The sequence below is a fragment of the Cylindrospermum stagnale PCC 7417 genome (assembly GCF_000317535.1).
Lineage (GTDB): Bacteria > Cyanobacteriota > Cyanobacteriia > Cyanobacteriales > Nostocaceae > Cylindrospermum > Cylindrospermum stagnale.
In genome coordinates this window covers 1899880-1924823 of the sequence record NC_019757.1, presented here as the reverse complement: position 1 = coordinate 1924823, position 24944 = coordinate 1899880, and the positions used below count along the sequence as shown (strand labels likewise).

21 protein-coding genes and 2 pseudogenes are annotated in these 24944 nt (G+C 41.9%); 9 read left to right on the top strand and 14 right to left on the bottom strand.

Features of this window, described 5'->3' with window-relative positions:
* Window positions 1–10 precede the first annotated feature (10 nt).
* From CYLST_RS07915 to CYLST_RS07905, 3 genes are all read right to left on the bottom strand, one after another.
* On the bottom strand, window positions 11–3337 hold the full coding sequence (locus CYLST_RS07915; RefSeq protein ID WP_015207186.1) for a type 2 lanthipeptide synthetase LanM family protein: 3327 nt from the start codon (window positions 3335–3337) through the stop codon (window positions 11–13).
* Window positions 3338–3388: 51 nt separating this feature from the next.
* Window positions 3389–4345: a hypothetical protein gene (locus tag CYLST_RS32195; protein WP_015207185.1), complete on the bottom strand. Its 957-nt coding sequence runs from the start codon at window positions 4343–4345 to the stop codon at window positions 3389–3391.
* A 215-nt stretch (window positions 4346–4560) separates the two neighbouring features.
* Complete coding sequence (locus tag CYLST_RS07905) at window positions 4561–4899, bottom strand: cinnamycin family lantibiotic (protein ID WP_015207184.1); 339 nt, start codon at window positions 4897–4899, stop codon at window positions 4561–4563.
* Between the two features lie 473 nt (window positions 4900–5372).
* Between CYLST_RS07905 and CYLST_RS07900 the strand changes: the two genes are divergently transcribed.
* Window positions 5373–6050, top strand: a complete 678-nt coding sequence (locus CYLST_RS07900) for a class I SAM-dependent methyltransferase (RefSeq protein ID WP_015207183.1) — start codon at window positions 5373–5375, stop codon at window positions 6048–6050.
* Window positions 6051–6171: 121 nt separating this feature from the next.
* Here CYLST_RS07900 and CYLST_RS33200 read toward each other — a convergent pair whose 3' ends face one another.
* Complete coding sequence (locus CYLST_RS33200) at window positions 6172–6903, bottom strand: class I SAM-dependent methyltransferase (protein WP_085960580.1); 732 nt, start codon at window positions 6901–6903, stop codon at window positions 6172–6174.
* Window positions 6904–7062: 159 nt separating this feature from the next.
* On the opposite strand from CYLST_RS33200, the pseudogene CYLST_RS36730 reads away from it, so the two are divergent.
* Together CYLST_RS36730 and CYLST_RS36725 are read left to right on the top strand one after the other, a co-directional pair.
* A pseudogene (locus CYLST_RS36730) lies at window positions 7063–7146 on the top strand (hypothetical protein); the annotation flags it as partial.
* 51 nt (window positions 7147–7197) lie between these two features.
* Entirely contained in the window at window positions 7198–7410 is a 213-nt protein-coding gene (locus tag CYLST_RS36725) for a WD40 repeat domain-containing protein (protein WP_041233014.1), read from the top strand.
* Here the strand turns inward: CYLST_RS36725 and CYLST_RS07885 are convergent.
* The 5 genes and pseudogenes from CYLST_RS07885 to pedR form a co-directional block, all read right to left on the bottom strand.
* Window positions 7393–8586 (bottom strand): serine/threonine protein kinase, encoded by a 1194-nt coding sequence (locus tag CYLST_RS07885; protein ID WP_015207182.1) that lies wholly within the window; start codon window positions 8584–8586, stop codon window positions 7393–7395. The two genes, CYLST_RS36725 and CYLST_RS07885, sit on opposite strands and share 18 nt — an antisense overlap.
* A gap of 100 nt (window positions 8587–8686) precedes the next feature.
* Window positions 8687–9076 (bottom strand): annotated as a pseudogene (locus CYLST_RS07880) (GDP-mannose 4,6-dehydratase); the annotation flags it as partial.
* Window positions 9077–9123: 47 nt separating this feature from the next.
* Window positions 9124–10125 (bottom strand): glycosyltransferase, encoded by a 1002-nt coding sequence (locus CYLST_RS07875; RefSeq protein WP_015207180.1) that lies wholly within the window; start codon window positions 10123–10125, stop codon window positions 9124–9126.
* 11 nt (window positions 10126–10136) lie between these two features.
* Window positions 10137–10790 (bottom strand): DUF6391 domain-containing protein, encoded by a 654-nt coding sequence (locus CYLST_RS07870; RefSeq protein ID WP_015207179.1) that lies wholly within the window; start codon window positions 10788–10790, stop codon window positions 10137–10139.
* A gap of 546 nt (window positions 10791–11336) precedes the next feature.
* A complete protein-coding gene (gene pedR, locus CYLST_RS07865; protein ID WP_015207178.1) occupies window positions 11337–11600 on the bottom strand; it encodes a photosynthetic electron transport-dependent transcriptional regulator PedR in 264 nt (87 codons plus the stop codon).
* Between the two features lie 350 nt (window positions 11601–11950).
* Between pedR and CYLST_RS07860 the strand changes: the two genes are divergently transcribed.
* Together CYLST_RS07860 and CYLST_RS07855 are read left to right on the top strand one after the other, a co-directional pair.
* Window positions 11951–12928 carry a carbohydrate kinase family protein gene (locus CYLST_RS07860; RefSeq protein WP_015207176.1) on the top strand — a complete coding sequence of 326 codons (978 nt, stop codon included), beginning with the start codon at window positions 11951–11953 and terminating at the stop codon, window positions 12926–12928.
* Window positions 12929–13125: 197 nt separating this feature from the next.
* On the top strand, window positions 13126–13557 hold the full coding sequence (locus CYLST_RS07855) for a DUF6006 family protein (protein WP_041233502.1): 432 nt from the start codon (window positions 13126–13128) through the stop codon (window positions 13555–13557).
* A 62-nt stretch (window positions 13558–13619) separates the two neighbouring features.
* On the opposite strand, the gene CYLST_RS07850 is transcribed toward CYLST_RS07855, so the two are convergent.
* Genes CYLST_RS07850 through sfsA form a run of 4 tightly spaced genes read right to left on the bottom strand, consistent with a single transcriptional unit; the run spans window position 13620 to window position 16568 of the window.
* Window positions 13620–14384, bottom strand: coding sequence for an HIRAN domain-containing protein (locus CYLST_RS07850; RefSeq protein ID WP_015207174.1), 765 nt, complete (start codon window positions 14382–14384; stop codon window positions 13620–13622).
* Window positions 14381–15295: a HipA domain-containing protein gene (locus CYLST_RS07845; RefSeq protein ID WP_015207173.1), complete on the bottom strand. Its 915-nt coding sequence runs from the start codon at window positions 15293–15295 to the stop codon at window positions 14381–14383. Before CYLST_RS07845 ends, CYLST_RS07850 begins: the two co-directional genes overlap by 4 nt.
* A 36-nt stretch (window positions 15296–15331) precedes the next feature.
* Entirely contained in the window at window positions 15332–15814 is a 483-nt protein-coding gene (locus CYLST_RS07840) for a gluconokinase (RefSeq protein WP_015207172.1), read from the bottom strand.
* A 28-nt stretch (window positions 15815–15842) separates the two neighbouring features.
* Window positions 15843–16568 carry a DNA/RNA nuclease SfsA gene (sfsA, locus tag CYLST_RS07835; protein WP_015207171.1) on the bottom strand — a complete coding sequence of 242 codons (726 nt, stop codon included), beginning with the start codon at window positions 16566–16568 and terminating at the stop codon, window positions 15843–15845.
* Between the two features lie 102 nt (window positions 16569–16670).
* Here sfsA and CYLST_RS07830 point away from each other — a divergent pair, with 102 nt between their 5' ends.
* Together CYLST_RS07830 and CYLST_RS07825 are read left to right on the top strand one after the other, a co-directional pair.
* Window positions 16671–17807 (top strand): sensor domain-containing diguanylate cyclase, encoded by a 1137-nt coding sequence (locus CYLST_RS07830; protein WP_015207170.1) that lies wholly within the window; start codon window positions 16671–16673, stop codon window positions 17805–17807.
* A gap of 177 nt (window positions 17808–17984) precedes the next feature.
* A complete protein-coding gene (locus CYLST_RS07825) occupies window positions 17985–18653 on the top strand; it encodes a 2OG-Fe dioxygenase family protein (RefSeq protein WP_015207169.1) in 669 nt (222 codons plus the stop codon).
* 57 nt (window positions 18654–18710) lie between these two features.
* Here the strand turns inward: CYLST_RS07825 and CYLST_RS07820 are convergent, their stop codons facing one another.
* Window positions 18711–19859, bottom strand: a complete 1149-nt coding sequence (locus CYLST_RS07820) for a DUF711 family protein (RefSeq protein WP_015207168.1) — start codon at window positions 19857–19859, stop codon at window positions 18711–18713.
* 241 nt (window positions 19860–20100) lie between these two features.
* Here CYLST_RS07820 and CYLST_RS07815 point away from each other — a divergent pair, with 241 nt between their 5' ends.
* Window positions 20101–21369, top strand: a complete 1269-nt coding sequence (locus CYLST_RS07815) for a tetratricopeptide repeat protein (protein ID WP_015207167.1) — start codon at window positions 20101–20103, stop codon at window positions 21367–21369.
* A 365-nt stretch (window positions 21370–21734) separates the two neighbouring features.
* Complete coding sequence (locus CYLST_RS07810; protein ID WP_015207166.1) at window positions 21735–24527, top strand: TIGR02921 family PEP-CTERM protein; 2793 nt, start codon at window positions 21735–21737, stop codon at window positions 24525–24527.
* The last annotated feature ends 417 nt before the right edge of the window (window positions 24528–24944 follow it).

Sequence of the window (24944 nt, the reverse complement as noted above, 5' to 3'; positions counted from 1 at the left end):
GACTGTATGATTAGGAGGCTACCTGCTTTGGCGGTGTATCTAGCAGTAGAGGCGAGGGAATTAGCTGTGGATAAGCTAAACGCAAGAAGTGCATTCCAATACCGGCCAAGCCAGTCATTAGGTCAGGCAAAACATCACTACCGCCAGCACCGCAAGTCCAACGGTGGGCACGTTCAAAGTTACGCCACTGTGCTGTAGCCTGGACGTTAGCTTCCATTTGCAGATAAGGCTCGTCCTGAAGTAAGGCACACCTGAGTAATAACTCTGAGTTGCCTGATCTACCGTGACAGAGGGAATCATCGGTCAAGCGGTTAAAGTGGCGGAGGGTGATATCGAGTGCCTTTTGAGCTTCTCTCAAGATATTTGCGTCAGTTTTACCTAATGCAGCCCAGCTATCAATGCGACTCAAACCAATGCCTGCTGCACCGCTACACCAAAAATAACCAAACTTAGCACCGGGAGCTTGTTTAGTCATCACTGATGTTCGCAAATCATACCAATTGCCCTCTAGGTGATCAAATTGAGTGGCTTCGTAGGCAAAAGCTTGAAGACCAGTTGTAATGTATTTGGGCTGGTTGGTGTAGACTCCCAAACGAATTAGCGCCCAACCAATGCCAGCGACGCCGTGGGCAAAGCCGGTAAGATAATCTCGTGCTAACTCTGGGTTGTAGGGCCAAGCAAGTGTATCGCCTATTGGGACGGCATTTTGTAGTAGGTGTTCTGCACAAGCGATCGCACAATTCATCCCCTTACCCATTGTGACTTCAGCTAGTCCTAGCATCACAGGAATCACCCCTGATACACCGTTGATGATGTCGTAGTAATCGTCTTGGCTAATCAAGGGGTAGAGTTCATCGCATAAATCACTTGCTAATTGCCAAAGTTCTGGTTGCTTCCATAGCTGGCCAAGGTGGGTCAACAGATAAATTAAACCGGCTTTTCCCTGGAATGCACCAATCATGACGCGATCGCTTCCAGCGGGGCGTAGCCCATCGCTTCCAGCGGGGCGTAGCCCATCGCATTCTTCCATCCCATGAATCAGTGCCCGGTTCGCTGCTTGGCGAAATTCTGGGTGCGGTCGAATCACATCAAGATAAGCTAAAAACAGCGCAATTCCTGCGGAACCTGTATATATTGAGGAATTAATATCAACCAAACACTTAGCAGTGGCAGTAAAATCTATAGTTTTCCAAGGCGCTGACTCTGAGGAATCTTGTAGCAGTGAACATAATTCCCTACCAATTTCATAGGCATAATTCACTGCTGAATCAATAAAGTGTTGATTGTTAATTTCTCCTGTAGACAAGCTGGTATAAATATATTGATTTTGTCGCATTTGGCTCTCCACAGATAACCGCTGAATTCTAGCAATGGCGTTATCTAGTGGTGAAATCACTAAAGATTCAGGTAGCTGCTGCTGGTAGTTAAAAATCAGTTCTTTGGCATCTGCCTTAGCAGTAAAAATAGGAATGTCTAATTGCCATAAAGCAGTTAATTCTAGTTCAGCTAGCTGACCAGTATCATCCCACAGCCTTGGATGTTCTATTAATGTGTGGTAAACCAAATCGACTTCTAATGGTTCTGCTAAACATTTAGGATGTCGCGCCGAGTTCAGTAAATGGGCATAAACTTGTGTCGCCCGGTTAACAAAGCGCACTGAAGACCCGGCAAATAATTTTTCAAGCAATCCAATAGCTTGAGTATGGTTTTTTCTTACCCAGTCATAAACTTTGTTAAACCCGTCTAAAATGCACTGTTGATAATGATATGGATGTACGAGTTGACCTTGATAATAAATGCGATTTGTCCCCTCCACCTTTACTTCAACACCAACTTGGTGTTCAACTGTCAGAGCTAAAGACAGACGGTTATTTATTTGCGGGACAGCAAATGGTAAAGTGTATGACTCACCGCCAGTATAGCCACTCAAGCTGATGCGTTCCGCGCGATCACTTCCAGCGGGGCGTAGCCCATCGCCAACATCAGGTTTCTTAGTCGGAAGAGGCCAATCAAGCATTCCCGTACTAAACACCGAATCAAACATCGTATCTGGAGATTTATTCAGGCGACGCGGTACTACTTCCAAAGCTGTTTCGCAGTCGCAGATAAAAGCGTTACAGTTGGAAACAAGAATGTTTTCAAAATGCAGATCACTACCGCCTAAGATATGAAAAATAGCTAAATAACCACCCAACTGCTGATAAAAAATTTCGACAATTTTAAGGTTTTCAGCATGGTTTTGTACTGGCAAAAACTCTACATAACCATATCCTTGTTTACAAAGCAACCGATAATTACCAAACTGCACAACTTTCTCTCTAGTCAAAGTAGCAAGTAATCCTTGCATAGCTGCTTCTGATTGAATACAGCGTGGTTTGTAGACAATAGTTTTTGATTGAGAGTTAGCTAACTCTAAATCCACCATAACTACTGTGTGACCACCAGCATGGGCATCAGAATTACCTAAACTAAAACCAGTAATTTTCTCGATAGGAATATCATCAAAAAAAGTGGTGCTGATGTCTCTACGCTCACTACTTAACCGCTGTAGCAATTCCGCACCAATTTTGCTTAAAAAATCGCTAACTTGCGCTAAATGTCTTGCTAAAACCGGAAACTTAGCATAAAATTTGTGATAACCTTGCTCATTATTAAATGTTGCATCTAGGTAATCTATATATGCTTGAGAATCAGATGATTTGTTGATGCCATTTTGATAGCAATAAAGATTAATATCAGCTTCTATCACATGAGCTAACGCCCATTCAAAACGATTAACCAGTTCCAGTTGAATATCGGTGATTACTTCTAAACTAATTTTGTAATTAGCTATCGTTTGTTCAAAAAATTTACAAATAGGTTGCAGTTTTTGTTGTAGCCAACGTAAAAATGGTTCACAAACTTTAGCAAAACGACCGTAATAAATATTAGGCTGATAACAGCCACTCCCAGCAAAATTATCTGGCGATAAATCAAGGCTCATCAAAGCCTCTGTATACACTTTCAACCATGTAGCGTGAGGTTGAATAAACTCAGACCGCTCAGACTCAGACAAATTACTTAAATTTAACTCATATAATTTGTAGTCAGTTAGCAGTTTTTGCAAGTTAAGCTGTGTTGGTATATTTGTTGCTAATTGCTGATAAAGCTGCTGTTTAACTTGTGTTGCCGCTAGCTTACCAGCTAATTTGTTGAGAGTCCAAGTATCGAGTGGGCTTAGTTGTGCAGTACAAGATTCTAAAGCATTGCTAAAAGCCAATTTTTTACTAATCGCCAGACGTTCGGATAAATTACTTGCGCGACAAGCAAATTCAGCGATGGTAAGATTATCAAGCACAGTAAAAACTCCTGCAAAGCAATTTTTGATGTGTAGACAATTGCAAAAAACTTAGTAAGGCCAAAAGCCTAGATATGCTTTTGCTTCCAAAGGCATACCCGTTTGGTAGACAATTTTGGTGCAGATTGTAAAATTAGCTGATACATTTAATTCTTGTGGTTGAAATTCTGTCCAAGCCAAAACTGCCTTACTTTTAGCAAGACTACATAGCCCTTGACTAATCAGGTAATCTAAAAATAACTGCCAACGTGGTTCATCTTGTGGCTTGTCTAAGAGATAACATTCTAGTCCAATTCTGGGTAATACCGTCTCGCCAACGTCGAAACTCAAAACTATAGTATCTGTAAAAGCAGAAATCTTGCTGATAATTTCTTCTAGTTCAGAAACAGAACCATTCCAACCAATTTTGTCGAGATAAATTGCTAATTTGTCTTGTGGTAATCCGCTAATATTTAACCTCAAAATATCAGTATTTCGGGATAGCATTGCTGCAAGATAAATTATTTTAGCAGTATCAGTTAAGGTATCAAAACATATTTTTAAGTTAGTAGCTAGTTTACTTTTAATCTGATTTTCAAACAAGTTTTGTGCCATTTGTAATAGTAAGTTTTCATCCCAATTAGCTGCTAAATTTAATACCAAAAAAATACCGGGAATTGGTTGGTCTGATGGTTTGCCATGTAGATCAAACTCTAGCCAAATTTCCCTCAATTTTTCATTGAGAAAAGAATCAGGATTAGCCCAATCTTCACATATAGTTTGTAGGCGCTTCCAGACATGATGCTTCAAGAGATTCTTGGGTAGGTGAATGTCATGGTTAAGAACCATAGTAGATATATCTATTTGTGGGTTATTTACCGCTAAACGACATTCCAACAGGATATTTTCAAATATTGGCAGTCTTTGCGTTAATGCGTAAATTTTTGTTAAACTTTCCCCGGAAACTACTTCACTACCAAGCCGGGAGGCGAAAATTTTCAGCAGGTTATATTGTAAAAAATTAATCATTATTTCTACTCTAGAGTTAGAGTAACTTGCCAGTAAGAAATAATTTTCTTGGTTGCTGGCAAGTCGATTTCTCCGGTTCAGTCACTTATTACCGATGTTGACAAATTTAGATAGTGTGACTATTAAATTTGTCAATGCCAATGAACTATTTAAGAGTGATTTCATCTGATTCAATGTCAAGTTTGAGTTCAATTATCTGGCTGGTTATGATTTTTTTAGACTGTAACACCGTCGCAACGAATTGTGTAACCAGAAACACAAGTGCGCCGACAGTTAGGTTGAGTACTACCATCACAAAGAATGGTAAAGCCAGAGACACAGGTTCTTCCACAAGCAGCCCTGACCATATCGTCTTCGACGACTAACTCAACAAAAGACATATCCTGCTGTTCTACAGATGTGAGCAGAGCCAGATTTTCAACATCTGCTTTTGTGATGCCAAATTCTTCAGGACGAGACAAGAGTTCGATCCGAAATTCCGAATCAACTATTGCACGATGCAATAGCTGATCAAGGTAACTCATCGGAATTTCTGGCAATGTTTTATTAGACATGAACATACCTCAATCATGATTTTTTCGATGCATCTAGTGACATTGAGCTATCCCATTTCTTAAGATCCAACTGTGTTAGAAGGTCTTAAGATAATCATTCTTGTGAATACCGTCAATTATCTATCTTGACCAAGATATCTTTATTATTCTGGGCAAAATAGATAAGTGTAAATTATTTTTGCCTATTTATCTGTAAATGCTAAATTGCCAAAAATAGGTTTGAATCTATCAATTGAAATAGGTTATACTCTACCTGTTGGAGGAGCGATAATAGGCATTGAGTCAAGATACGCGCTGTGAAAGTCGTAGTTAGACGTAGTAACATATTTTGCTAATGAGTCATATTTTCCTGGGGTTTATTCTTCCCAGCCACTGGGGTGAAATGAGTAGTCATGCAGAAAGTTATATTAAGGACTTGATCACCCGTTTTCAACATCTTTCTTTAGCAGGGATAAAACTGTACCAATTGAACTATGGACAAAAAAGAGCAACAACTTCTCCAGTCATGGACAGTGAATGCCAAACCTTGGACGCGTGTAGTTCGTGAGCAGCTTCTTGAGAGCCGCATTCTGGTCACAAATTCCGCTATTTTAGAAGCCGTGATTAAACTTGAACCAAAAACCTTTTTAGACATTGGGTGTGGTGAAGGGTGGTTGGTTCATGAACTGTTCTCACGCGGGTTTGATGGGTGGGGAGTTGATGGCATTGAGGAGCTAATTGACTCAGCACGGTGTATTGGCGATGTCCGCTTTGTTGTATCTTCTTACTCAGATATTCCGTCACAGAGATTTGGCAGCATTAACCAGTTCGAGTGCTTTATCTGCAACTTTTCAATTCTCGGAGAATCTGCTCTTGGTGAGATAGCTGAGGCGGGTCATGGCCTGTTACAGTCCAAGGGCAAAATAATTATTCAGACACTTCATCCTCATATCGCTTGCGGTGATGCTCCATATGAGGATGGGTGGCGGGAAACTTGTTGGCTTTTAGTTGAAGACGAGCCGTTTCATCCTGCTCCTTGGTACTTCAGAACAGTTGAATCATGGATTCGTGAGTTTCATCTGAGGAATTACAGATTACTGAACTTAATTGAACCCGTCCACCCAAAGACCAAGAAACCAGTCTCAATTTTATTCATCTTTGAACGACTTTGACATCCTCCCCCAAATAGCTGTTGTTCCTTAAGTGTTGGCGGTGTGGGGTTTTGTAGCAAGTTATTCATATCTACGACTTACGCATCCCAGAAGATTGGGTAATTTATTTCTTGGAAATCCCTTATTTCACAGCTTTTATTTGCTGAAGTGGGTACATAAAAATACTGTCTTGATTATGTTTTATCCAAGAGTATTCTTGTTTCATTTCTTCTATTAGACAAGTTGCGATTCTGTCTTGAGCAATCAAGGCTGGAGCAACACTTAATATACATTCAACAAACCAATCAATCAAATTTATGCGCTGTGGAATATCTTTAATCCTGTCATCTAAGTAAATAGGAATACAGGCAGGATAAATTTGAGAAAAACCAGCTTTCAATGCCAAGTTATAAAGTTTTATACCTACATTTGGATCTCCGTTCAATTCCTTTTGATAACGATTGAGCATTTCCCAGTAAGTTTGAAAAGCTAGAGAAGTGGGATAGACATATAAACCCGCATTAAACGCTTCTGTGCAATAAAGACTACTACCTGATTTCATCACTCTTTTTATCTCTTTGAGAACATTGAGCGGATTGTGTGCATGTTCCAGAACAAAGCAGATCAATGCGCCATCGAAGGATTCATCAGGTAAAGGAAGCTCTCTACCATGACTAACATGCAGAGATACCCGTCCTGCTTCAATATGTGGCTTGAGAAATTCACTAGCACGACTAATTTGTGCTTGGGAAATATCAACACCAGTAATTTTTAAATGTGGCCAGCGATTTAATAGGAGTTGTATTTGCGCTCCGACTCCACAACCTAATTCAATAATGTGATGACAATGAGAAAAATCAACATCAGTATATATTTAAGGCTCTAAAAAATTGCTTTGTCTGATGAGGCGGTCTTGCTCATCCGTAGTGTAACCATGAATGTATTTGGTAGTATTGTGATTGCTGATTGATCTGGTAGATGTAAACATAAGTTACTTTGTTGTTTGAGGTAAGACTAAGGTCACAGCAGGGAGATTTACTCAGTTAGCTTCAGTCCAGATGGTAGCACTTTAGCTAGTGGCAGTTTTGACTCGGAAATTCGCTTATGGGATGTCGCTTCTGGTAAATGTCTCGCAGTTTTGCAAGGTCACACCAATGGGATATGGGCAGTGAATTTCAGTCCCGATGGTAGCACTTTAGCTAGTGGCAGCCATGATGGGACTATCAAGCTCTGGGATGTGAATACAGGTCACTGTATCAAAACACTCAGAGCCGAGCGTCTCTACGAAGGCATGAACATTACTGGTGTTACGGGTTTAACGGCAGATCAACGGGAAACGCTGAAGGTTTTAGGAGCCTTGGAGTCACAGCAAAGATTCTAGCAGATGAAATGCTGCAATCCACAACATCATACTCAGAGGTGCGCCAACGAGAACACCGGCGATTGCCCAACCTCTTTGATGTGCTTTAAATTGTTCAATACTATTCCATCGTCTACTTTTCCAAGCCCATTCATTACCTTTTGATCCCAAACCGATGGACATTACCCAGCCAATCTGGGGGATAAAACAAAATAGTCCAATCCAGACTTGATTAGTCCACAACCAAAACCAAGGCAGGAGAAATGCCCCCCAATTCCAGCCGAGAATTTCTTCAGGGACTGTTTCTGTTTGATTATTGATACCGCACCCTGAATTGTTGATGATTTCTTTTCGCAATACGGGCAGATTCTGAGGAGCAGATTTGACAGCTAAACCAGATTTCAGCGCCTCTATTGCTTGGTGGGCACTTGTAAACCTTTGTTCTGGTGAGGGTTCTAGCAACTTTTGCAGCCAATGAACAAAACTGGGACTGAGGTTAACTCGGTCAGCAAATTGCAGCCGTAAATCCTTCTGGGGTAAATCAGATGGAGGAGTACCAGTTAATAAATGAATTAAACTTGCTCCCAAGGCGTAGAGATCAGATGAGGGAACCGCGCGACCGCCAAATTGTTCCATTGGGGCATAACCATAAGTACCGACAACGGTAAAAGTAACGCCCTCTTTGGCAGCTTTATCCTGAACTGCACCGAAATCAACTAAATAAATCTGATTATCTTCGCCCCAGATTAAATTACTCGGTTTAATATCCCGATGCAACACGCCAGGATTTAATTCATGCAGATATACGAGAATTTTTAAAATCTCAACAGCAATTTTCCGCGTTTGCTTTTCGCTAAACCTTTTACCAAGAACAAGTTTTTCCTTGAGTGACTCACCAGGGATATATTCTTGGACTAAGCCAAACCAGAGATTGCGGTCATCGATACAAAAATAATCGATATATCGGGGAATGCGGGGATGCTTTAACTGTTTGAGAATCTGTGCTTCTCTCTCAAAGAGTTTTAGGTCATCCCACTGTACGGTACCGCCAAAGGCTAGGAGTTTGACAACAACCGATGAATTTTTCCCTTCAGTGGCTTGTAAATCCAATGCTTGCCAAGTTTGGCGAATTCCATTGTTGCCAAGTTGGCGCTGTATTTGATAACGGTCTTGTAAAATTTGTCCTGCTTGCAGCATCTGACACCTGCTGGCAATTTATACTAGGCTGATTCCCTTACTATTCAAGAATAGTCGTAATTTTTAGAAATGGCAGGAGCTGTTGGTGGTGTCAGCAGAATTTGGTTTGCCAATGTTGACGAAAGGCTTCTAGCAGTTTGAAAGTACCCACTACATTAGTTTGGACGAAAGCAGCAGGCCCGATAATTGAGCGATCAACATGAGATTCGGCGGCAAAATGAGCGATCGCATTAATATCTTCTTCTGCTAGTAAATTGTCTACGATCGTGCGATGGGCTACGCCCCGGCGTAGCCCATCGCAAATATCCCCTTCCACAAACCGAAAACTCTCTCGTCCCTCCAAGGACGCCAAATTGCGGCGATTTCCAGCGTAGGTAAGAGCATCCAATACCACCACCCGATCATTTGGATAAGCTTGACACCAGTGATGCACAAAATCTGCACCAATAAAACCTGCACCTCCCGTCACCAATAACCACCGAGTTGTCAACTGTTTTCTCCTGTGATTGCTTGGCGTTATCTCCGATTTATTACTTACTAAATTCCCTGAAAATACTTCTTTTTCAGTTTACCAAATATTCTTTTTGTGAATAACTTCACCGCACGGATTTTTGTCAAATTCTTGATATTTGCTGGCTGATGCCGTTTATGGTCAAAAAAATCATTTAATTCATCTAAAATCACTGTAAATTTATGAATAATATTTTCAGTTCGATACTCTGCCAAAACCTGTTCAGACAAAGTTAAAATTGTTGAAGATTCCAGAGCATTGAGGATACGTTGAACGTCATATTCTTGAGAATATCCAGCAATTTTATAGCAATTAAATCCTGGATCTAAATAATCTGCTAGTCCACCATTGACGCTAGAAAAAACTTGACAGCCACAGGCTAGGGCTTCCATTGGTTGCAAACCAAATCCTTCGCTGACGCCCTGTTGTGCCCAGTATTCAGCGGAGTCATAGAGATAAATTTTGGCTCGATTGAATAGTCCAGGCAGATCCTTGACATAAGAATCAACAACATAGACTTTACAGCGTTGTTGTAATGCTGGAACCAATTCTTGAATTAAATATTCTGAAGATTTTCGCGACTGAACTAAAACATCAATATCGCGTTGAAGATGCAAATTTACAAATTCATCAGCAATTTGATTGGGTAAATAATAAATTAAAGAATTAGGTGATTTTTGCCCCCAATATCCCATTGTACTGCGGCTGACAGTGATGATGGGTATACTTGCAGGTAAATTGAATTTATAACCCGCACTGTGGGCATGGTAAACGATATTGTATTGCTTGAGTTTGGCGGCAAGTTGAGCTATGTCAAATCCCCAGCTAATGACAAAAATTACATCATCTAAGTTTTTCTCTTTGAGCAGATCATCGATGAACAGCTTGCCTGTTTCTCGCTGACGGTAAGTTACAACATCAGCACTACAGATTTGCTGGGCCAGGTTAACTGTTTTTAACTCTGCCCAGAGTCCACCACAGGCAAATCTGCCATCTGTCCCAGGTACTAAGAAATAAAGCTTTCTCATTTTTTCTTTGTTTAATCTTGCCAGCGCACCTTGACTAAATGACCCTGTCTTCCCCAACCATCGCGGGCGATCGCAATATTATCAATTTCTAGGTTAAAGGGAATGGCTGTTGTCAGGTAACGCTGGGCCATGAAACCCACATCAGGTGCGATTTCAGCCGCTGTCGTCGCTGCTATCCCCAAACCTATCAGTTGTTCAACTGGCCGGAATGGTAGCAGCAAATGCACACCCACCGCTAGTCCAGCCGTTAACAGCATCGCTACTGATAAATTTGTGCCGCAACGGGGATGTACAGCCAAATCCCATTCTCCACTGAGCAGGCGATGTCGGGCAAGAGTTACCGCCCGCCGCAAATCACTAATATTCACCTCACCATAGAGGTAAAATCCCTGTTCGGTAGATAAACCGCCTAATAGTTCGTTATCAACTTGAACATTAGTCGCTTCTCCCGTGGGAGAATAAATGCCTTTAGATTCGCTGAGTACCCAAACTGTAGCGTGTTCTAAAGCGTGAACCTGCCGCAGCGTGAGAATTTCTTTCAGCCCAGGAATAAACGATAGCTGTTTGAGCAAATCAGCATCTTGGGTGGGATGCGGCGCTGTAAAGTCAAAGCTAAAAAAATCAAAGGTAGACGAGCTACCTGGAAAAGAAGCAGAAGTATTCATCGGAACACTGCTCTCCAAGCCGATAGTGCAACATAGATTTCTTTCAAATGTAGCGCTTGCACCACGAGATTGTTGCTAATTTTTGTTGTCGCTTCGATCAAAGTCCGGGGTAAATTTCCCATTAGTAGACAGAAGTGGGGCGAGGGAAAAGGAAAATGAGATCCTTTTACCCCTTTACCTTTACCCTTTTGGGAGATCCAAAAAATAAAATGCCCAGCCGGGTCAAATATATTTTGGTAAAACCCAAGAATTTAGGGGCTTTCGCCTGGGCATTTGATTATTGGTAACTGCCTTACCCGACTTTTGCAAGCAGTTGCTTAAACCAGTTCTCTGTGCTGCTAAATTTTGAGATGAATTCTGATCTACAGGTTCCGTGTTCGTTATAAGGCCTGCTCTATGAGCGTAAATTGCCACTGGGTGAAAGCTACGGAACTTGTGGTAGAGGTTCACACTGAAATCAAGGCGTGAGGAGGAGGACAATCAGTAAACCTCAAAATTGACGAGTGAGCATCCCAGAGTGGTTGGCGCATTCTACTGGCAAATAGTTTAATCGTTCTGGTTAGGCAGAATACAACAATTTACATCGTTCAAACAAACTTTTCCCCACTGCAAAGCCCAGCGGACTAGCGCTACTCGGTTTTCCGTTTGGGTTTTGGTGAGGACGTTGCTGATATGGTTATCAACTGTACGTTTGCTAATTTCCAGTTTTCCTGCAATCTCTTGGTTAGTTAAGCCAGCGGCCACTAAGTCGATAATTTGCAGTTCTCTGTCTGACAGACTAACAGGGGTCCCAGACTCACTAGCAGCCATGACTTATTCATTCCTCCCTTGGTATATGTACTCAATCGCTCATTCTAATTCTAGAAGATTCTTTTCAAGGTAGGGTTTTAAATGTTAGTAGTAATTCGATTATCAATATTTTCTTTGGATTTGGGCTTGGCAGTAATTCAAATCCTAGCAAAAAAAGTAACAAATATCACAGTTAACTCAAAAAATATTTTGACTACGGAGATAAAAAATCTGAGTTGAGGAAGAGATATATCCCTGAGCAGTAGCAAAAAATTCTATTTTATTCTATAAATGACAGGCGACAGATTAGTAAAGAGTATTGTAGATTTTATACTGATGTTCCTAATCCCAAATCGAAAATCTAAAATGAGATGAGCAATCCCCGTGTTTTGTGCCTTGGTGAAATTTTGTTCGATTGTTTAGCTGATCAATTGGGGCTAGATCTGGAAGACGTGAAAACCTGGACTCCCTACCCTGGGGGAGCACCAGCTAACGTAGCCTGTGCTTTGGTAAAACTGGGAACTCCAGCAGGTTTTATCGGCTCTGTTGGTGAGGATGAACCGGGAAATACACTGGTCAAACTATTAGAAGAGGTAGGTGTAGATACAACAGGGGTGCAACGCCATGCCACAGCACCAACGCGACAGGTTTATGTGGTGCGGGATCTGGATGGCGATCGCACTTTTGCCGGCTTTGGCAAGTATGATACTACCGAATTTGCCGATACCCATCTGCAAGCCAAGCAATTACCGCCATCGCTGTTTGAAGAAGCAGATTTCCTGATTTTGGGTACTTTGGAATTAGCCTATCCTGAAAGTGAGCAGGCGATTCACCGCGCCCTAGATTTGGCTGAACAATATGACCTGAAAATTGTCCTGGATGTCAACTGGCGTCCTGTATTTTGGCAAGATGCCGACATAGCGCGGCCAAAAATTCAGGAATTATTAAAGCGAGTCGATTTCCTTAAACTTACCAAAGAAGAGGCCCAATGGCTTTTTGATACCGCTGATGCGGGAGCCATTACTTATCGCCTAAATTCAGTTGATGGGGTGCTGGTGACTGATGGGGAACATGGTTGCAGCTATTGTCTGGGTGAAAACGAAGGCAAATTAAGCGCATTTTCGATCTCTGTTGTTGATACCACCGGTGCGGGGGATAGCTTTTTGGCTGGGTTTATTCACCAGTTGAGTCAGCAAGGTATCCACCAATTGAGTGATCCAGAAACGGCAAAAAGCCTTGTAACCTATGCTAGTGCTGTGGGGGCGCTGACTACAATTAAACCAGGTGCGATCGCTTCTCAACCAACCGCTGCTGAGGTTGAAGCTTTTCTCGCCTCCCATCAACTTTAACTTGTGAGGTGTGGGGATAAATATTAAATCCCCATGCTTAATTGCATAAACAGGAATTCCCAAATATAAAAGTAAATAGAATTTCTCAAGGATAACTTATAGTAGTTTTCATTTATTTGAACCACACCTGTTCTAGGGGGACAGTCTACCCTGTGAGTCTATTTACCTGAAAATCGCTGTAATTATAATTAATGCAAATGAAAAACATCACAAAATGGCTATTAGGCTTGGCAATTGTTCCTGCTGGTTTGGTACTTGCATCTCCTCAGGCTAAAGCTGGACTTGTTGCCAGCGAGTGGTTCTTTGGCAGATGGGATTGTAATATTGACGGTAGGCCAGCCCAAATGCAGTGGAAGGTAGTGGATGACTCACAAACTACTTGTAATGGTGATACTTGCTCTAGCACTTCCGGTGTCCGCATCGCTGGGTGGTTTAGTGATAATGGTGGTGCGTGGGTTCCTCTAAAAAAACGTTTCGCCAACAAACAAAGACAAGAATTAGGTATTCGTTATCTAGGTAAAGAACAAGATAACTGGTATCTAAAATACAATAGTCGGACTAAAGTGGCAGATGGTTGGACAACATGGCGGGGTCAGCGTTACCCACTCCAATGCCGTAACAAAAGATGAGTGCTAGCCAATTTTAGTATCTTGTTGCGTTCTTGTCTCTGCGCCCTCGCCTCTCATCAACTTTAAGTAGTAGTACAAGCAACTGGGATATCAGCTAAAATCGGCTGATACTCCCAGCTTGAAAATGGCTGAAATTCCTCATCCCATTTTGCCGTCATATTACACAACAAACGTAGCTGTAGTGGTGCTGGTACTGGGTTGATGCGTTCAACTTGTACTTTTACAAGTTCTGGATTTTTGTTCTTGAGTTTAAAAATATCATCCACGATATACCGAGGACAATAACCAACAATGTGATGATCCTTCGTACATAAAAGCAAAGCACGAGTATCATAGGGATTTTGAAATTCGTTAGCTAAATACAACAATTCGCTTGTTTGTAATTGATGAATTCTTTCAATTGCAGATGGAGGAAGGTGTCGCAGTCCATGTACAAAAAAATGGATGTTATATGAACCATTTGCATCTGGTTCTGGACAGGGAAAAACCTCATAATTATCAGTTACCTTTTGCCCACCACTACGAGAAAGGATGGTAATTGGTTCATCCTCATGTTCAGGAATATTTAGCCATTCAATATAATTTTTATAGTCAGGGCGAGAGGGTCGCATTAATCTATTAGAAAATAAGGGAAAAAGTTCAACAGATGTATATACTCTGTTCAATTCTGGAAATGAATACAATAATTGAAAACCAAATTTAGTTTGAGCTTCTGTGGCTCCTTGAGTATACACAAACTGGTATTGTGTCCCATCATAAGTTAATCGACCAACGGGTAACCAAGACCGACTTTTGGGATCTTGCCAAGCTAAAAAAAGTGTTTTCATAGTAGGGTGTCTCGTAGCTTCAGTAGTCTATTTTGATTTAATTCCAATATCTTCTGTGCAAATTCAGTTGCAGTTTTTGATATTCGATGAGATGGAATACGCTCAAAAAGCTCTAACGTATCATTGCTTGACACCTTTGCTAGATTATCTAACCATACTCTTGCTGCATCTGGATAGCGCTGTCGCACTTGATAAAACACATCAAAATTTTTGAGCGTTTTTTTGTCTCTAACCCTAGCATACAAGTTGGAAGAACATTTTTCCACATATGCATGGACGGAAAAGCCCACGTCTTTAGTAATTAGCCTTTCTTTCCTTTTTGAGTCAGGTTCATTCCTACCAAGGCAGGAACCGTGATCGTATGTTGGCGCTAAATAAATCTTGTCTTCGACACTGATAAATGCCCAGTTTTCATGGTGTCTATCCGTGTTACCTATCCATGCATCCAATAGTAAGTAGCCGACAAATGTATCTACAGCATTACTAATTCCCTCAGGTGGTTTCCAGCCGATGGGTAAATTGACTTCAGAGCCTCCAATAGCATTTAATACATTATCAATTGTATGTTGTGAATGGTCTCTCAAATCTTGTGGATAGCTAGGTAATCTTCGAGCTAGAATTTCATTGCCAGTGATCAGACTCCCATTTTTACATAAAAAAGAAGGCGAAATAGTACCATTGTCGCCGTTCAATGTTGCTAGTTCATGATAGGCATGAGGCAGTCCAAGCAATTCGCACAATTCAGCAGCAATTTTCTCTGCCCAATCTTCTCCTGTGTTTGGTCTAGCTTTCTTGAATAGACAATGCCCTAGATCCTGATGACGGAACCAAAATTTTTCTTTAGTTCCCAAATCCTCAATATGCTGAGAGGCATCTGGTGGAACTTCAATTATAGGAAATGGCTCTAACATGATTTATTTTCAAAGCCGACATAATATATAGCAATCTTAAATCCCTAACGCTGCTCTCAGGTTTTTCACAATCACCTCTGGTGGCTCGGAAATCTCCACACAAATAGCATTAACTGGCTCCTCAAGGGCATCAAACTGGCTTTGGAGAAGTTTCGCGGTCATGAAATGATTTTGCCGCTCTTGCAGGCGCTTTTGGAGGATTTCAAAAGTACCCTTGAGGTAAACTAGCTGGATGCGGTTATCAAATAAGAGAAATTGCCGATAACTAGCTTTGAGTGAGGAACAAGCTAGGACAACATTTTTATCTTCTTTTAACCACTGTTGGATAGCTGTTTGCAAATCTTGCAGCCAAGGCATTCTATCGGCATCATCGAGGGGGATACCACGCCGCATTTTTTCGAGATTCGCTGGTGAGTGGAATGTATCAGCGTCGCTAAATTCCCAGTTTAATGATTCTGCTAGCAGTTGGCTGATGGTGGTTTTACCAGCACCGGAAACACCCATTACTAAAATAATCATTTGAAAATCATCGGTTTGATGTTGGTGATCAAATTTTTAGTTTTGCCAGACCTAAGTAACGAATGCCTTCGGGGGAAACATCAAAACGGCAGGGTAGGACTTCTAAGCCAAGTGCGATCGCATCCCGCAATAATTTACCATATACAGGATCTGTGGTGTCACCAGGGGCAAACTCCTCACAATCACCCCGATTGATAAAATAAAGCATTACCGCACGAGTTTGGGGTAAAAGTGCCATGAGTTCCCGCAAATGCTTTTGTCCCCTTGTCGTCTCTGTATCGGGAAATAAAGCTAAAGTTCCTTGACACCAAGTTGTGTTTTTCACCTCTAAATAAATCGGCCGTTGTTCTTCACTTCCTGTCAAGAAAAAATCTACCCGACTTTTTTTATCTTGCCCATAAACCACCTCGCCCTTAATTTGGCTATATTCCCCCAATTCTGGAAACAGATATTTTGCCAAAGCTAGCTTCACCACCCGATTTGGTAAAGCTGTATTCACTCCTACCCAAGTTGGCCCGTTATCTTTTACCTCAATCAACTCTAAGGTGTAAGCCAATTTGCGGTTAAGATTATCGCTTTTAGAAAGCTGTACCGCACTCCCCAGGGTGGAAACGCCAGTCATTGGCCCTGTATTGGGACAGTGTGCTGTGACAACTTCGCCAGAATCAAGTTGAATATCCGCAAAAAATCGCTTGTAGCGTTTGAGCAAAATACCGGGATATAAGGTTGGGTATTGGTAAAGCCAATCAATCATTGTCAGAGTAAGCAGATTATGCCATTTATTACATTACCTAAAGTAGCTCCATAGTCCCAGTTTTTAAAGGGAAGATTAAATATATTGCTTTAGGGGGATGCCATGACAAATAAAATCGACTCACCACTTTATTGCAAGCTGCTAGTGGATTCGCAAGATATTGGCATTCAACACTATCTACAGGAAATGGAACGTTTGTTGCTGGCGCTGCAAGATTTGTCTTTAGCCCGCAGTTTGGAACGGATTATGGAAATTGTCCGGGTGGTGGCGCGGGAATTAACTGGGTCAGATGGCGCTAGTTTTGTACTGCGGGACAATGGTTATTGCTATTATGCCGATGAAAATGCGATCGCACCTTTGTGGAAAGATCAACGATTTCCGATGGATATCTGCATCAGCGGTTGGGCGATGCTCAACCGTCAGCCTGCAATCATTGATGATGTATTCGTTGATGAGCGGGTTCCCTATGCTGTCTACAGACCCACATTCGTTAAAAGCATGGTGATGGTGCCCATCCGCACCCTAGACCCAATTGGCGCTATCGGCACTTACTGGGCAAAGCACCATCAACCGACAATGGAAGAAGTGAAGCTGTTGCAAGCACTGGCTGATACCACAGCGGTAGCGATGGAGAATGTGCAGGTGTATTCTGAATTAGAGCAGAGAGTTAGCGATCGCACCGCCTCCTTAAATGCCGCTAACATCCACCTACAACAAGAAATTTACGAACGCGAAGCCGCCGAAGCCGAAGTCCGTCGTCTTTCCCTCACCGACGACCTAACCGGACTGCACAACCGGCGCGGCTTTTTCTTATTAGCTGAACAGCAGCTAAAGTTATCCTATCGCTCTCATACCCCTATCAATCTGCTGTTTATCGACCTCGATGGACTCAAAACCATCAACGACACCCTAGGACACGAAATCGGAGACGCAGCCATTGTTGCTGCTGCAAACTTGCTCAAGGAAACTTTCCGTAATTCTGACACTATAGCCCGACTGGGGGGTGATGAATTTGTGGTACTGATGCAGGGTAATGACCCCAATTCCGAGGCAATACAGGAGCGACTGCAAGCTGCTATCGACCAATTTAACCAGACTCAACAGCCGCCGTTTCATATATCGATGAGCATTGGTATTCAGTCTTATGACCCCAACCAGCCGATTTCACTAGATGATTTGATCACCCTAGCCGATATCCAGATGTATCAACAAAAGCGAGCTAAACGAGCCAACCGATAGCCGAGTCATCTCCTATCGCACTATCATCTCGAATTTTGAGGATATTCACATATCATAGTTTGGTAACTTTTGCAATTAAATAGGCGACATTTTTATAAAAATAGCTTATATTAGCTTTTATAAGCCTCCCCTCAAGAAAAATTGGGGAGAATTTCAAAATTCTAAGGGGTAAATTCTATGCAAAAAGTATCAGTTGCAACAGAATTAGAATATGCTTTTCTTTTCAGCTTAAGAAAGGTAAATTCCATCAATCCCGCAGGTTTTAAGCCGTTTTTTAACGATTTGCCCCTTGATAATTATATCAAAGGTAAATATCGCTTTAGACGATTATCTCGGTTCATGGTGTCTGGGGATAACTTGATTAAATTACCTCATGGCTATCTTTTACAAAGCAAAGAATATAATCCAATAGTGGGTGACATAAAACGAGAGTTTGCCGAATTAGATAATGCACTCATAGAACTGGATATTTTTAAACATCTTGTTTTGGCATTTAGTGATTCTTGCAAACTTCACCCTGAAGCCGAAATCGGAGTTCACCAAATCAGAACTACCTGTTCACCAACTAATTTAGGAAATCCTGCACCTGAAGGTATCCATCAAGATGGTACTGATTTCATCGGTATCTTCTCGGTTGATAGAGATAATATTCAAGGTGGAGAAACACACTTATACTCTGCCAAAAAAGAAAAGCCAGTTTTTAACAAAATCCTGCATCCAGGAGAACTACTTTTGGTCAACGACCACGAATTTTTCCACTTTACCACTCCCATTAAACCGCAGACTGATGCACAGGGAATTAGGGATGTATTTGTTTTGAGTTCTCCTAGTTTACTTTCAGAGTAATAATTTATTAGTGATATAAGATCCCCGACTTCTCAAAGAAGTCGGGGATCTGTGGCTTCAGTCAACTGCAAATATTTGGCAATTTACAAGATATGGGGAGTTGAATACAGTTAATTCCCCAGCTTTTTTACCTGGGATCGGAAATAATCTGGCTGATAGTGGTTTATTTAGCTTAACGGCTAAAGTTGCTATGTCAATTAAGATCGCGGCAATTTTGTCAATGGTAATATCTCCTGGTATGGGAACCGTATCTAGTCCACAACCACAAACCGCCGAATATAATAATAAATTAGTAATATCATAAGTTTGCTCATTAGCTCTTACTGCTAAACCAATATCTTCACAAACTGGCAGCATTAAACCAGAGTAACCACAAATCTTTACTGATACATTTTTAATCACACGAGTCAGCATTCCAGAAATAGCCAGTGTTCCGGGATGTCCAAATTTTCCCTTTATCAGTTTTTCATAAGCAAAAGCAATACTATTATCTTTATCCAAAGATGGCGCTAGGGATGTGTCAATACCGTTATAGTCTAAAGCAAATCTTTTAGCTATTTTTTCAGCAATTTCAGCAATTATAGTTAATTCTCTTTCTAAGATTAATTGCAGATTTTTCTCTGCTGTTTGGATATTATCAGCGTGAGAAAATGCTTGCATTACCCAGTCACAACATTCTAAACCAATAGCAAAAGAGGTATTACCTTGATGGTATGATGTCGGAAAAAAGGGAATTCCTGGTTGGCAGTTTGTCCAGGCACAAAAGCGAAAATTACCAAAGCCATTTTCACTTTCTTGAGAAATGCGTTTAATCACTTTGGCTGATTCCCAAGCATTTTCAAAGTTGATGCCTGTTTGTTGATCACCAATTTTGGCAGAACAGTAAATAAACGATGTGTTTTTGTTGATATCAGGAATGATTGCGATGGTTTCCGGTTGGCTGGCGTAACCAATATTGAAAAATCCTATATTTAAAGTTTGGCAAAGTTTTTCTATTGTTTGAATTTCTCTAATAACTTCGCTGTTTGATAAGCCTTGTAGGTATTCTTCCCAAGTATTTGTGGTTATCCTGGTTGTTTGCACCTCATATCCTTGTTGTTCAAATAAAGCCTTGGCTTGCTGATTAAACTCAGCAGCTTGCTGAATTTTCTCTGTTTCTTTTGGAGATTTCAGCGAGATTCCTGTGGTGATTGTTCTAATTTTCATTTTATTTGGACAAATTTATGGTTGCGGGTTGGTTTGGTGTCGCCGAAAATGAGAGATAGGTCAATACGGTTCAGTTAACGTTTGAATCTATCGAAGATCCCCCCAACCCCCCTTAAAAAGGGGGGCTTTTGACTCTCTTTTACTCGTTTAGAAAGGGGGGATTTTATGAGAGATAGGTTAGATTCACGGGGAATCCTCACATCTACCTGCTTGTACGTGAAATCATCAACTAAAAAATCCTATGAATGACGAATTTTACAATCGGGGCTTAGAAAAAGCTAAACAAAAAGATTATGACGGGGCGATCGCGGAATTTGACCAGGCTATCAGGGAAAATCCTGTCTTTGACACAGCTTATTTACAAAGAGGTTTGGCTTATTATGAGTCAGGGGCAATTCTCCAAGCTGTTTCTGATTATACTGAAGCTTTAAAGCTGAATTCCCAAAATGTAGAAGCTTATTATTATCGCGCTTTAGCAAGAGTGGATCTGAAAAATCTACCGGGGGCGCTGGAAGATGTGGAGAAAGCGATTAAGCTGAATCTTAATTATGCTGCTGCTTATAGTTTGCGGGGAGTAGTGCGGCGCAAAGAGGGATATATTCAAGATGCGATCGCTAATTTTAAAAAAGCCGCCGAATTATATCTCCAAGAAAAGGATAAGGAAAATTGTCGCCTTTGTCTAGACAATATTAAACAGCTACAACCACCAGAGAAACCAGCACCAACGCCAATAACGGCCACAGTTGCAACCATTAGAAGCACAGGGGATTATTTCACGCAACTATTAGACAAGGCTGAAAAAGGTGATACACGGGAAGCGATCGCTGATTTAAACTGGGTATTGCAAGCTGATCCCCAAGATGCACAAGCTTATTGCTGTCGCGGGGTGGTGCGTTGCAAGATGGGGAACTATCGGGAAGCGATCGCCGATTTTAACTCTGCACTACAGTTAAAGTTTACCGATGCGATTGTCTATCGTAACCGGGGAAAGGCGCGTTCGCAGTTAGGTGATCATTTGGGTGCGATCGCTGATTTCAATCAAGCAATCGAAATTCAACCCGACGATACCTTAGTTTATATTGCCAGAGGCAACGTGTTTCGGGCAATGGGGGATTATCTCGGCGCGATGAAAGATTACACCCAAGCATTGCAGATTAATGCCGATGATGCCCAAGCTTACTACAATCGCGGCATTGCCTATACTTTTTTAGAAGAACTGCAAAAGGCGATCGCTGATTTTCAAAAGGCTGCAAGTATATTTTGTCTACAAGAAGACTGGGACAATTACCAACAAGTGTTAACTAGCCTGAATAAAATCCAGTCATCTAGTCCAGAGTCAACCAAAGCAACGTATAACACGCTACGCCAACGATTATTGAGTATGGTGGGGGGACATTGGGAAATCGCCCAAAGACTAATTCGGCAGCAGCGAGATTTTCAGCCGGGAATGTCTGAGGAGTGGTATCTGCAAAAAGTGATTTATGATTTAGAGCGCGATCGCGGTAAGTAGTATCAAGTCCTATTCAATGCTTACAGGACTTACGCAAAAGTAACGGAAAAAGAACCGCAGAGGAGGACACTTCTGTGCGGGGGTTCCAAGAGTTGAGGAAAGTGTCCGTCGCGCAGAGGACACAGAGGAATAACTGTTTGAGAGGTTATTTGCGTGAGTCCTAACTTATTATATACTCACATATCCTCACAGCTTCTCCTCGCTTGCTTTGTCGGAGTGGGGTTCTTTGCCTACGCCACGCTTTGCGAACGGGAATATAAAACCTAGACGCTTTCTCTGCCCAATGGTTGAGTAGAGACGGGAATTACCTCAAAAATTGTGTATAAATCAATATCCACAGACTCAAGCTCGATTGGAGGTTTGATTTGAAAGCTTTTCCAAACATTCTTTTTTACGCCATATTTGGAATTTGGAATGTAGTTTTTCTGCTAGTTGCCTATACAGGATTATTACCTATAATCGGTGTACCATTGGTTCGGGCTACCTTGGCGGGTGATATCCCCATTGAGTTTTCCTTGACTCTGGCAGCTTTGGTTGCAGTACCAACCATTTGTACTTTAGTTGGATGCTTAAATTTTGCCAAAAAGCCTCGGCAACTGATCCGGCTATTTTATGGCGTGGAAGCACCACTATTATTAATATGTCTACTGCGTTTATTTGTAATTCGGGAACTGACGCCGGCTAGTACTCAAATTATCGCTACACTTGGCTTGTGCATCGGGGCGTTTTTCCTAGAATTAATCCACGGCTACGCTGACAGGCAAAAAGCCACAGCATGGCTACAAATGCTCATTCATAGCTTAATGCTGCTCATCGGTTTGTATGTCGGCGCTGTGCTGCTGTTTTATGCAGTGCCTTTGGCAGCGGTGATTGTGCAAGAATTTTTTAAATTCCAGTGGGCGACAATTCTTTTGCAGGCATTGACTATAAATTTATTCTGGTTATTTCCCGGATTGATCCTTTGGGGTTTGAGCACTACATTATTTGTTTTCATGCCTTTAGCGTTTGTCGGGTTGTATGTTGACTCTGCACGACGGATATTAGTCAGGTTTGCCTCCCAGTATGGCCATAAGCGATCGCTTACAGGTTCATTTGCGATCGCCTTTGCCTGGATAATCATCTTCATTTCTTTGCAACAACAGCCACAGGTGCAGGCATTTTCTCTCCTAAAAAACCCGGCAACTACCGATAGCAGCCGGCAAGCGCTTTTAGCAAAATCGAATGTAATTCGAGAAGGTTTAGTTAACGCTTACTTGTCCGATTATCGCTACCTCAGCAGCATCAAAGAAAATGACCACATCCACGCTATGTATCGTAGCGTTTTTAACTCACCAGAGTGGCTGTGCCAGTTTCTACAAGCGCAATACAATCAACTGATGTCGCCTTGGTTGTACAACGGTTCTAGTGAGGATAGCGAAAAAGCGCAAAAGCTGTATGCCGAATTTTTTGATACCCCGCTGCAAAAAGCCGAACGCAGTGCAGTCAGCCATGCTGTCCAATCTACATTTAACCAGCAAGAAGTGAAAGCGGGACTGCTGAACATCAACGAAAAAAAAGTTTGGTTGCGATCGCAACAAGTTACAGTTGCAGAACATGGTGATTGGGCTGATGTCGAACTTTACGAGGTGTACAAGAACGAAACACCAGAAGTTCAAGAAATATTTTACTCGTTCTCATTACCAGAAAGCGCCGTCATTTCCGGATTATGGCTGGGTGACACCAGCGACGTCAGCAAGCGCTTCCCCTTTGTTGTCGCCCCTCGCGGTGCAGCTCAGAAAGTTTATAATTCACAAGTCAGGCGTACACGTCCTGTAGATCCAGCTTTGTTAGAACAAGTCGGGCCAAGACATTATCGCCTGCGGGCATTTCCCATCCCCCCGAAATCGTTACCAAGTTTTGACAATGCAGCACCACAGCGCCCGACAGAAATGCATTTGTGGCTGACTTACAAAGTCATGCGACAGGATAAAGGCTGGGCGATGCCAAATTTAGGGGAAAAACGTAATATTTTCTGGACTAAGTACAGCCAGCGCCTCCGTCAGGGTAAGGTGGTATCGCCAGCGGGAGATGCTTGGTTAGAACCATATTTAGCAGCTAGTACACAAGCAGAACCACGATTGCATCAAGTTAATTTTAGCGATCGCTACAGCATCACAGCAAAGCCACTTGCCAAAAGCGATTACTCCTTACCCAAAGGCCAGCGATTTGCCATTGTCATCGACAGTTCCCGGAGTATGGGCAACCACCTCAAAGAATTATCTTCAACCCTCGCATGGGTACAAAAACCAGACTTTGCTAATAATAATCATGCCGATGTTTATATCACCACTGCCAAAGGTGTAGCACCTCAAAGGTTAGACGATATCCGACAGTTTAAAGCCGAAAAAATCACCTTTTACGGCACAATTCAACCTGTTGAGATGGTACAGCAGTTTAATCAGTTACGCGGCGATACATCCTATGACGGCGTTTTGCTAGTAACTGATCAAGGCAGTTATGAATTAACTGCTGAAAATAAGGTAAAAAAACAGGGTGGCACCTATCCCGCCATATCTGCGCCCTTGTGGATGGTACATTTAGGAGATTTGCCAGCAGCTTATGATGATGCCACGATCAAAGCGATGCAAGATAGCGGTGGCGGAATTTCACAGCAACTTCCAGAAGTTTTGCAACGCATAGCCACAAAAGCCGCTTTAGGGGAATCTGCGGTGAATGTTGTGGATGGCTACGCTTGGTATCAGGTGGCTTCCCCTGGTTCACCAACCCAAAACGACGATTTTCAGCAACTAGCGGCACGGCAATTGATTCTGGGGTTGAGTAAACAGATCAACCTCAATCAGTTGGCTAATTTGGATGCTATTCACGACATAGCCAAAAAATCGGAGATTGTCACCCCATATTCTTCGATGATTGTGCTGGTGAACGACGAACAAAGGGCAGCACTCAAACGCGCAGAGGCAGAAAGCGATCGCTTTAACCGCAAAGTCGAAAACGGCAAAGAGGAGTTAAGCAAACCCAACAATCCTTTAAAGGTGAGTGTACCCGAATCATCCAACGGCTGGGTTATCGGCATAACTGCGATCGCGCTTTTACTGTTTACCAGACGTCAACGCCGCACTCTAACTCCTGAAGGCATGATCAATCAGCCCAAAGACTAATTCAACAGCAGCGAGATTTTCAGCCGGGAATGTCTGAGGAGTGGTATGTGCAAAAAGTGATTAATGATTTAGATCGCGATGGCGCAAAGCGATCGCACTAAGGGTGATCGCGGTAATTAAAACCTAGATGCCAACCCGTTATTCCAACTTAGTCTGCATACAAGCTGCTCCTCTGGGGTGGCTTTTTCTATAAAAATCACATTGATTATTGACTTAAAAACCAAGCTTTATTTCTTTTACTCAGAGAAAAATATAAAAAAACAGCATAGAGTATATACTGAGCGACAAGACTAAAAATATTCTCTATAAAGTTGTGAAAATTCAACAACTGAGTGAGTCAGCAGCAGAGAAATATCAGTCTAAGCACTTGCTTCTCTTGTAGCTAACTTGTGATTGTTGGTGCTAGTAAGTTGGGTG

What these genes read in the sequence shown, in the direction of transcription:
- CYLST_RS32195 (WP_015207185.1), bottom strand. Translation starts at nt 4,345, where the DNA reads ATGATTAATTTTTTACAATATAACCTGCTGAAAATTTTCGCCTCCCGG.
- CYLST_RS07905 (WP_015207184.1), bottom strand. Translation starts at nt 4,899, where the DNA reads ATGTCTAATAAAACATTGCCAGAAATTCCGATGAGTTACCTTGATCAG.
- CYLST_RS07900 (WP_015207183.1), top strand. Translation starts at nt 5,373, where the DNA reads ATGGACAAAAAAGAGCAACAACTTCTCCAGTCATGGACAGTGAATGCC.
- CYLST_RS07885 (WP_015207182.1), bottom strand. Translation starts at nt 8,586, where the DNA reads ATGCTGCAAGCAGGACAAATTTTACAAGACCGTTATCAAATACAGCGC.
- CYLST_RS07875 (WP_015207180.1), bottom strand. Translation starts at nt 10,125, where the DNA reads ATGAGAAAGCTTTATTTCTTAGTACCTGGGACAGATGGCAGATTTGCC.
- CYLST_RS07870 (WP_015207179.1), bottom strand. Translation starts at nt 10,790, where the DNA reads ATGAATACTTCTGCTTCTTTTCCAGGTAGCTCGTCTACCTTTGATTTT.
- pedR (WP_015207178.1), bottom strand. Translation starts at nt 11,600, where the DNA reads ATGGCTGCTAGTGAGTCTGGGACCCCTGTTAGTCTGTCAGACAGAGAA.
- CYLST_RS07860 (WP_015207176.1), top strand. Translation starts at nt 11,951, where the DNA reads ATGAGCAATCCCCGTGTTTTGTGCCTTGGTGAAATTTTGTTCGATTGT.
- CYLST_RS07855 (WP_041233502.1), top strand. Translation starts at nt 13,126, where the DNA reads ATGAAAAACATCACAAAATGGCTATTAGGCTTGGCAATTGTTCCTGCT.
- CYLST_RS07850 (WP_015207174.1), bottom strand. Translation starts at nt 14,384, where the DNA reads ATGAAAACACTTTTTTTAGCTTGGCAAGATCCCAAAAGTCGGTCTTGG.
- CYLST_RS07845 (WP_015207173.1), bottom strand. Translation starts at nt 15,295, where the DNA reads ATGTTAGAGCCATTTCCTATAATTGAAGTTCCACCAGATGCCTCTCAG.
- CYLST_RS07840 (WP_015207172.1), bottom strand. Translation starts at nt 15,814, where the DNA reads ATGATTATTTTAGTAATGGGTGTTTCCGGTGCTGGTAAAACCACCATC.
- sfsA (WP_015207171.1), bottom strand. Translation starts at nt 16,568, where the DNA reads ATGATTGATTGGCTTTACCAATACCCAACCTTATATCCCGGTATTTTG.
- CYLST_RS07830 (WP_015207170.1), top strand. Translation starts at nt 16,671, where the DNA reads ATGACAAATAAAATCGACTCACCACTTTATTGCAAGCTGCTAGTGGAT.
- CYLST_RS07825 (WP_015207169.1), top strand. Translation starts at nt 17,985, where the DNA reads ATGCAAAAAGTATCAGTTGCAACAGAATTAGAATATGCTTTTCTTTTC.
- CYLST_RS07820 (WP_015207168.1), bottom strand. Translation starts at nt 19,859, where the DNA reads ATGAAAATTAGAACAATCACCACAGGAATCTCGCTGAAATCTCCAAAA.
- CYLST_RS07815 (WP_015207167.1), top strand. Translation starts at nt 20,101, where the DNA reads ATGAATGACGAATTTTACAATCGGGGCTTAGAAAAAGCTAAACAAAAA.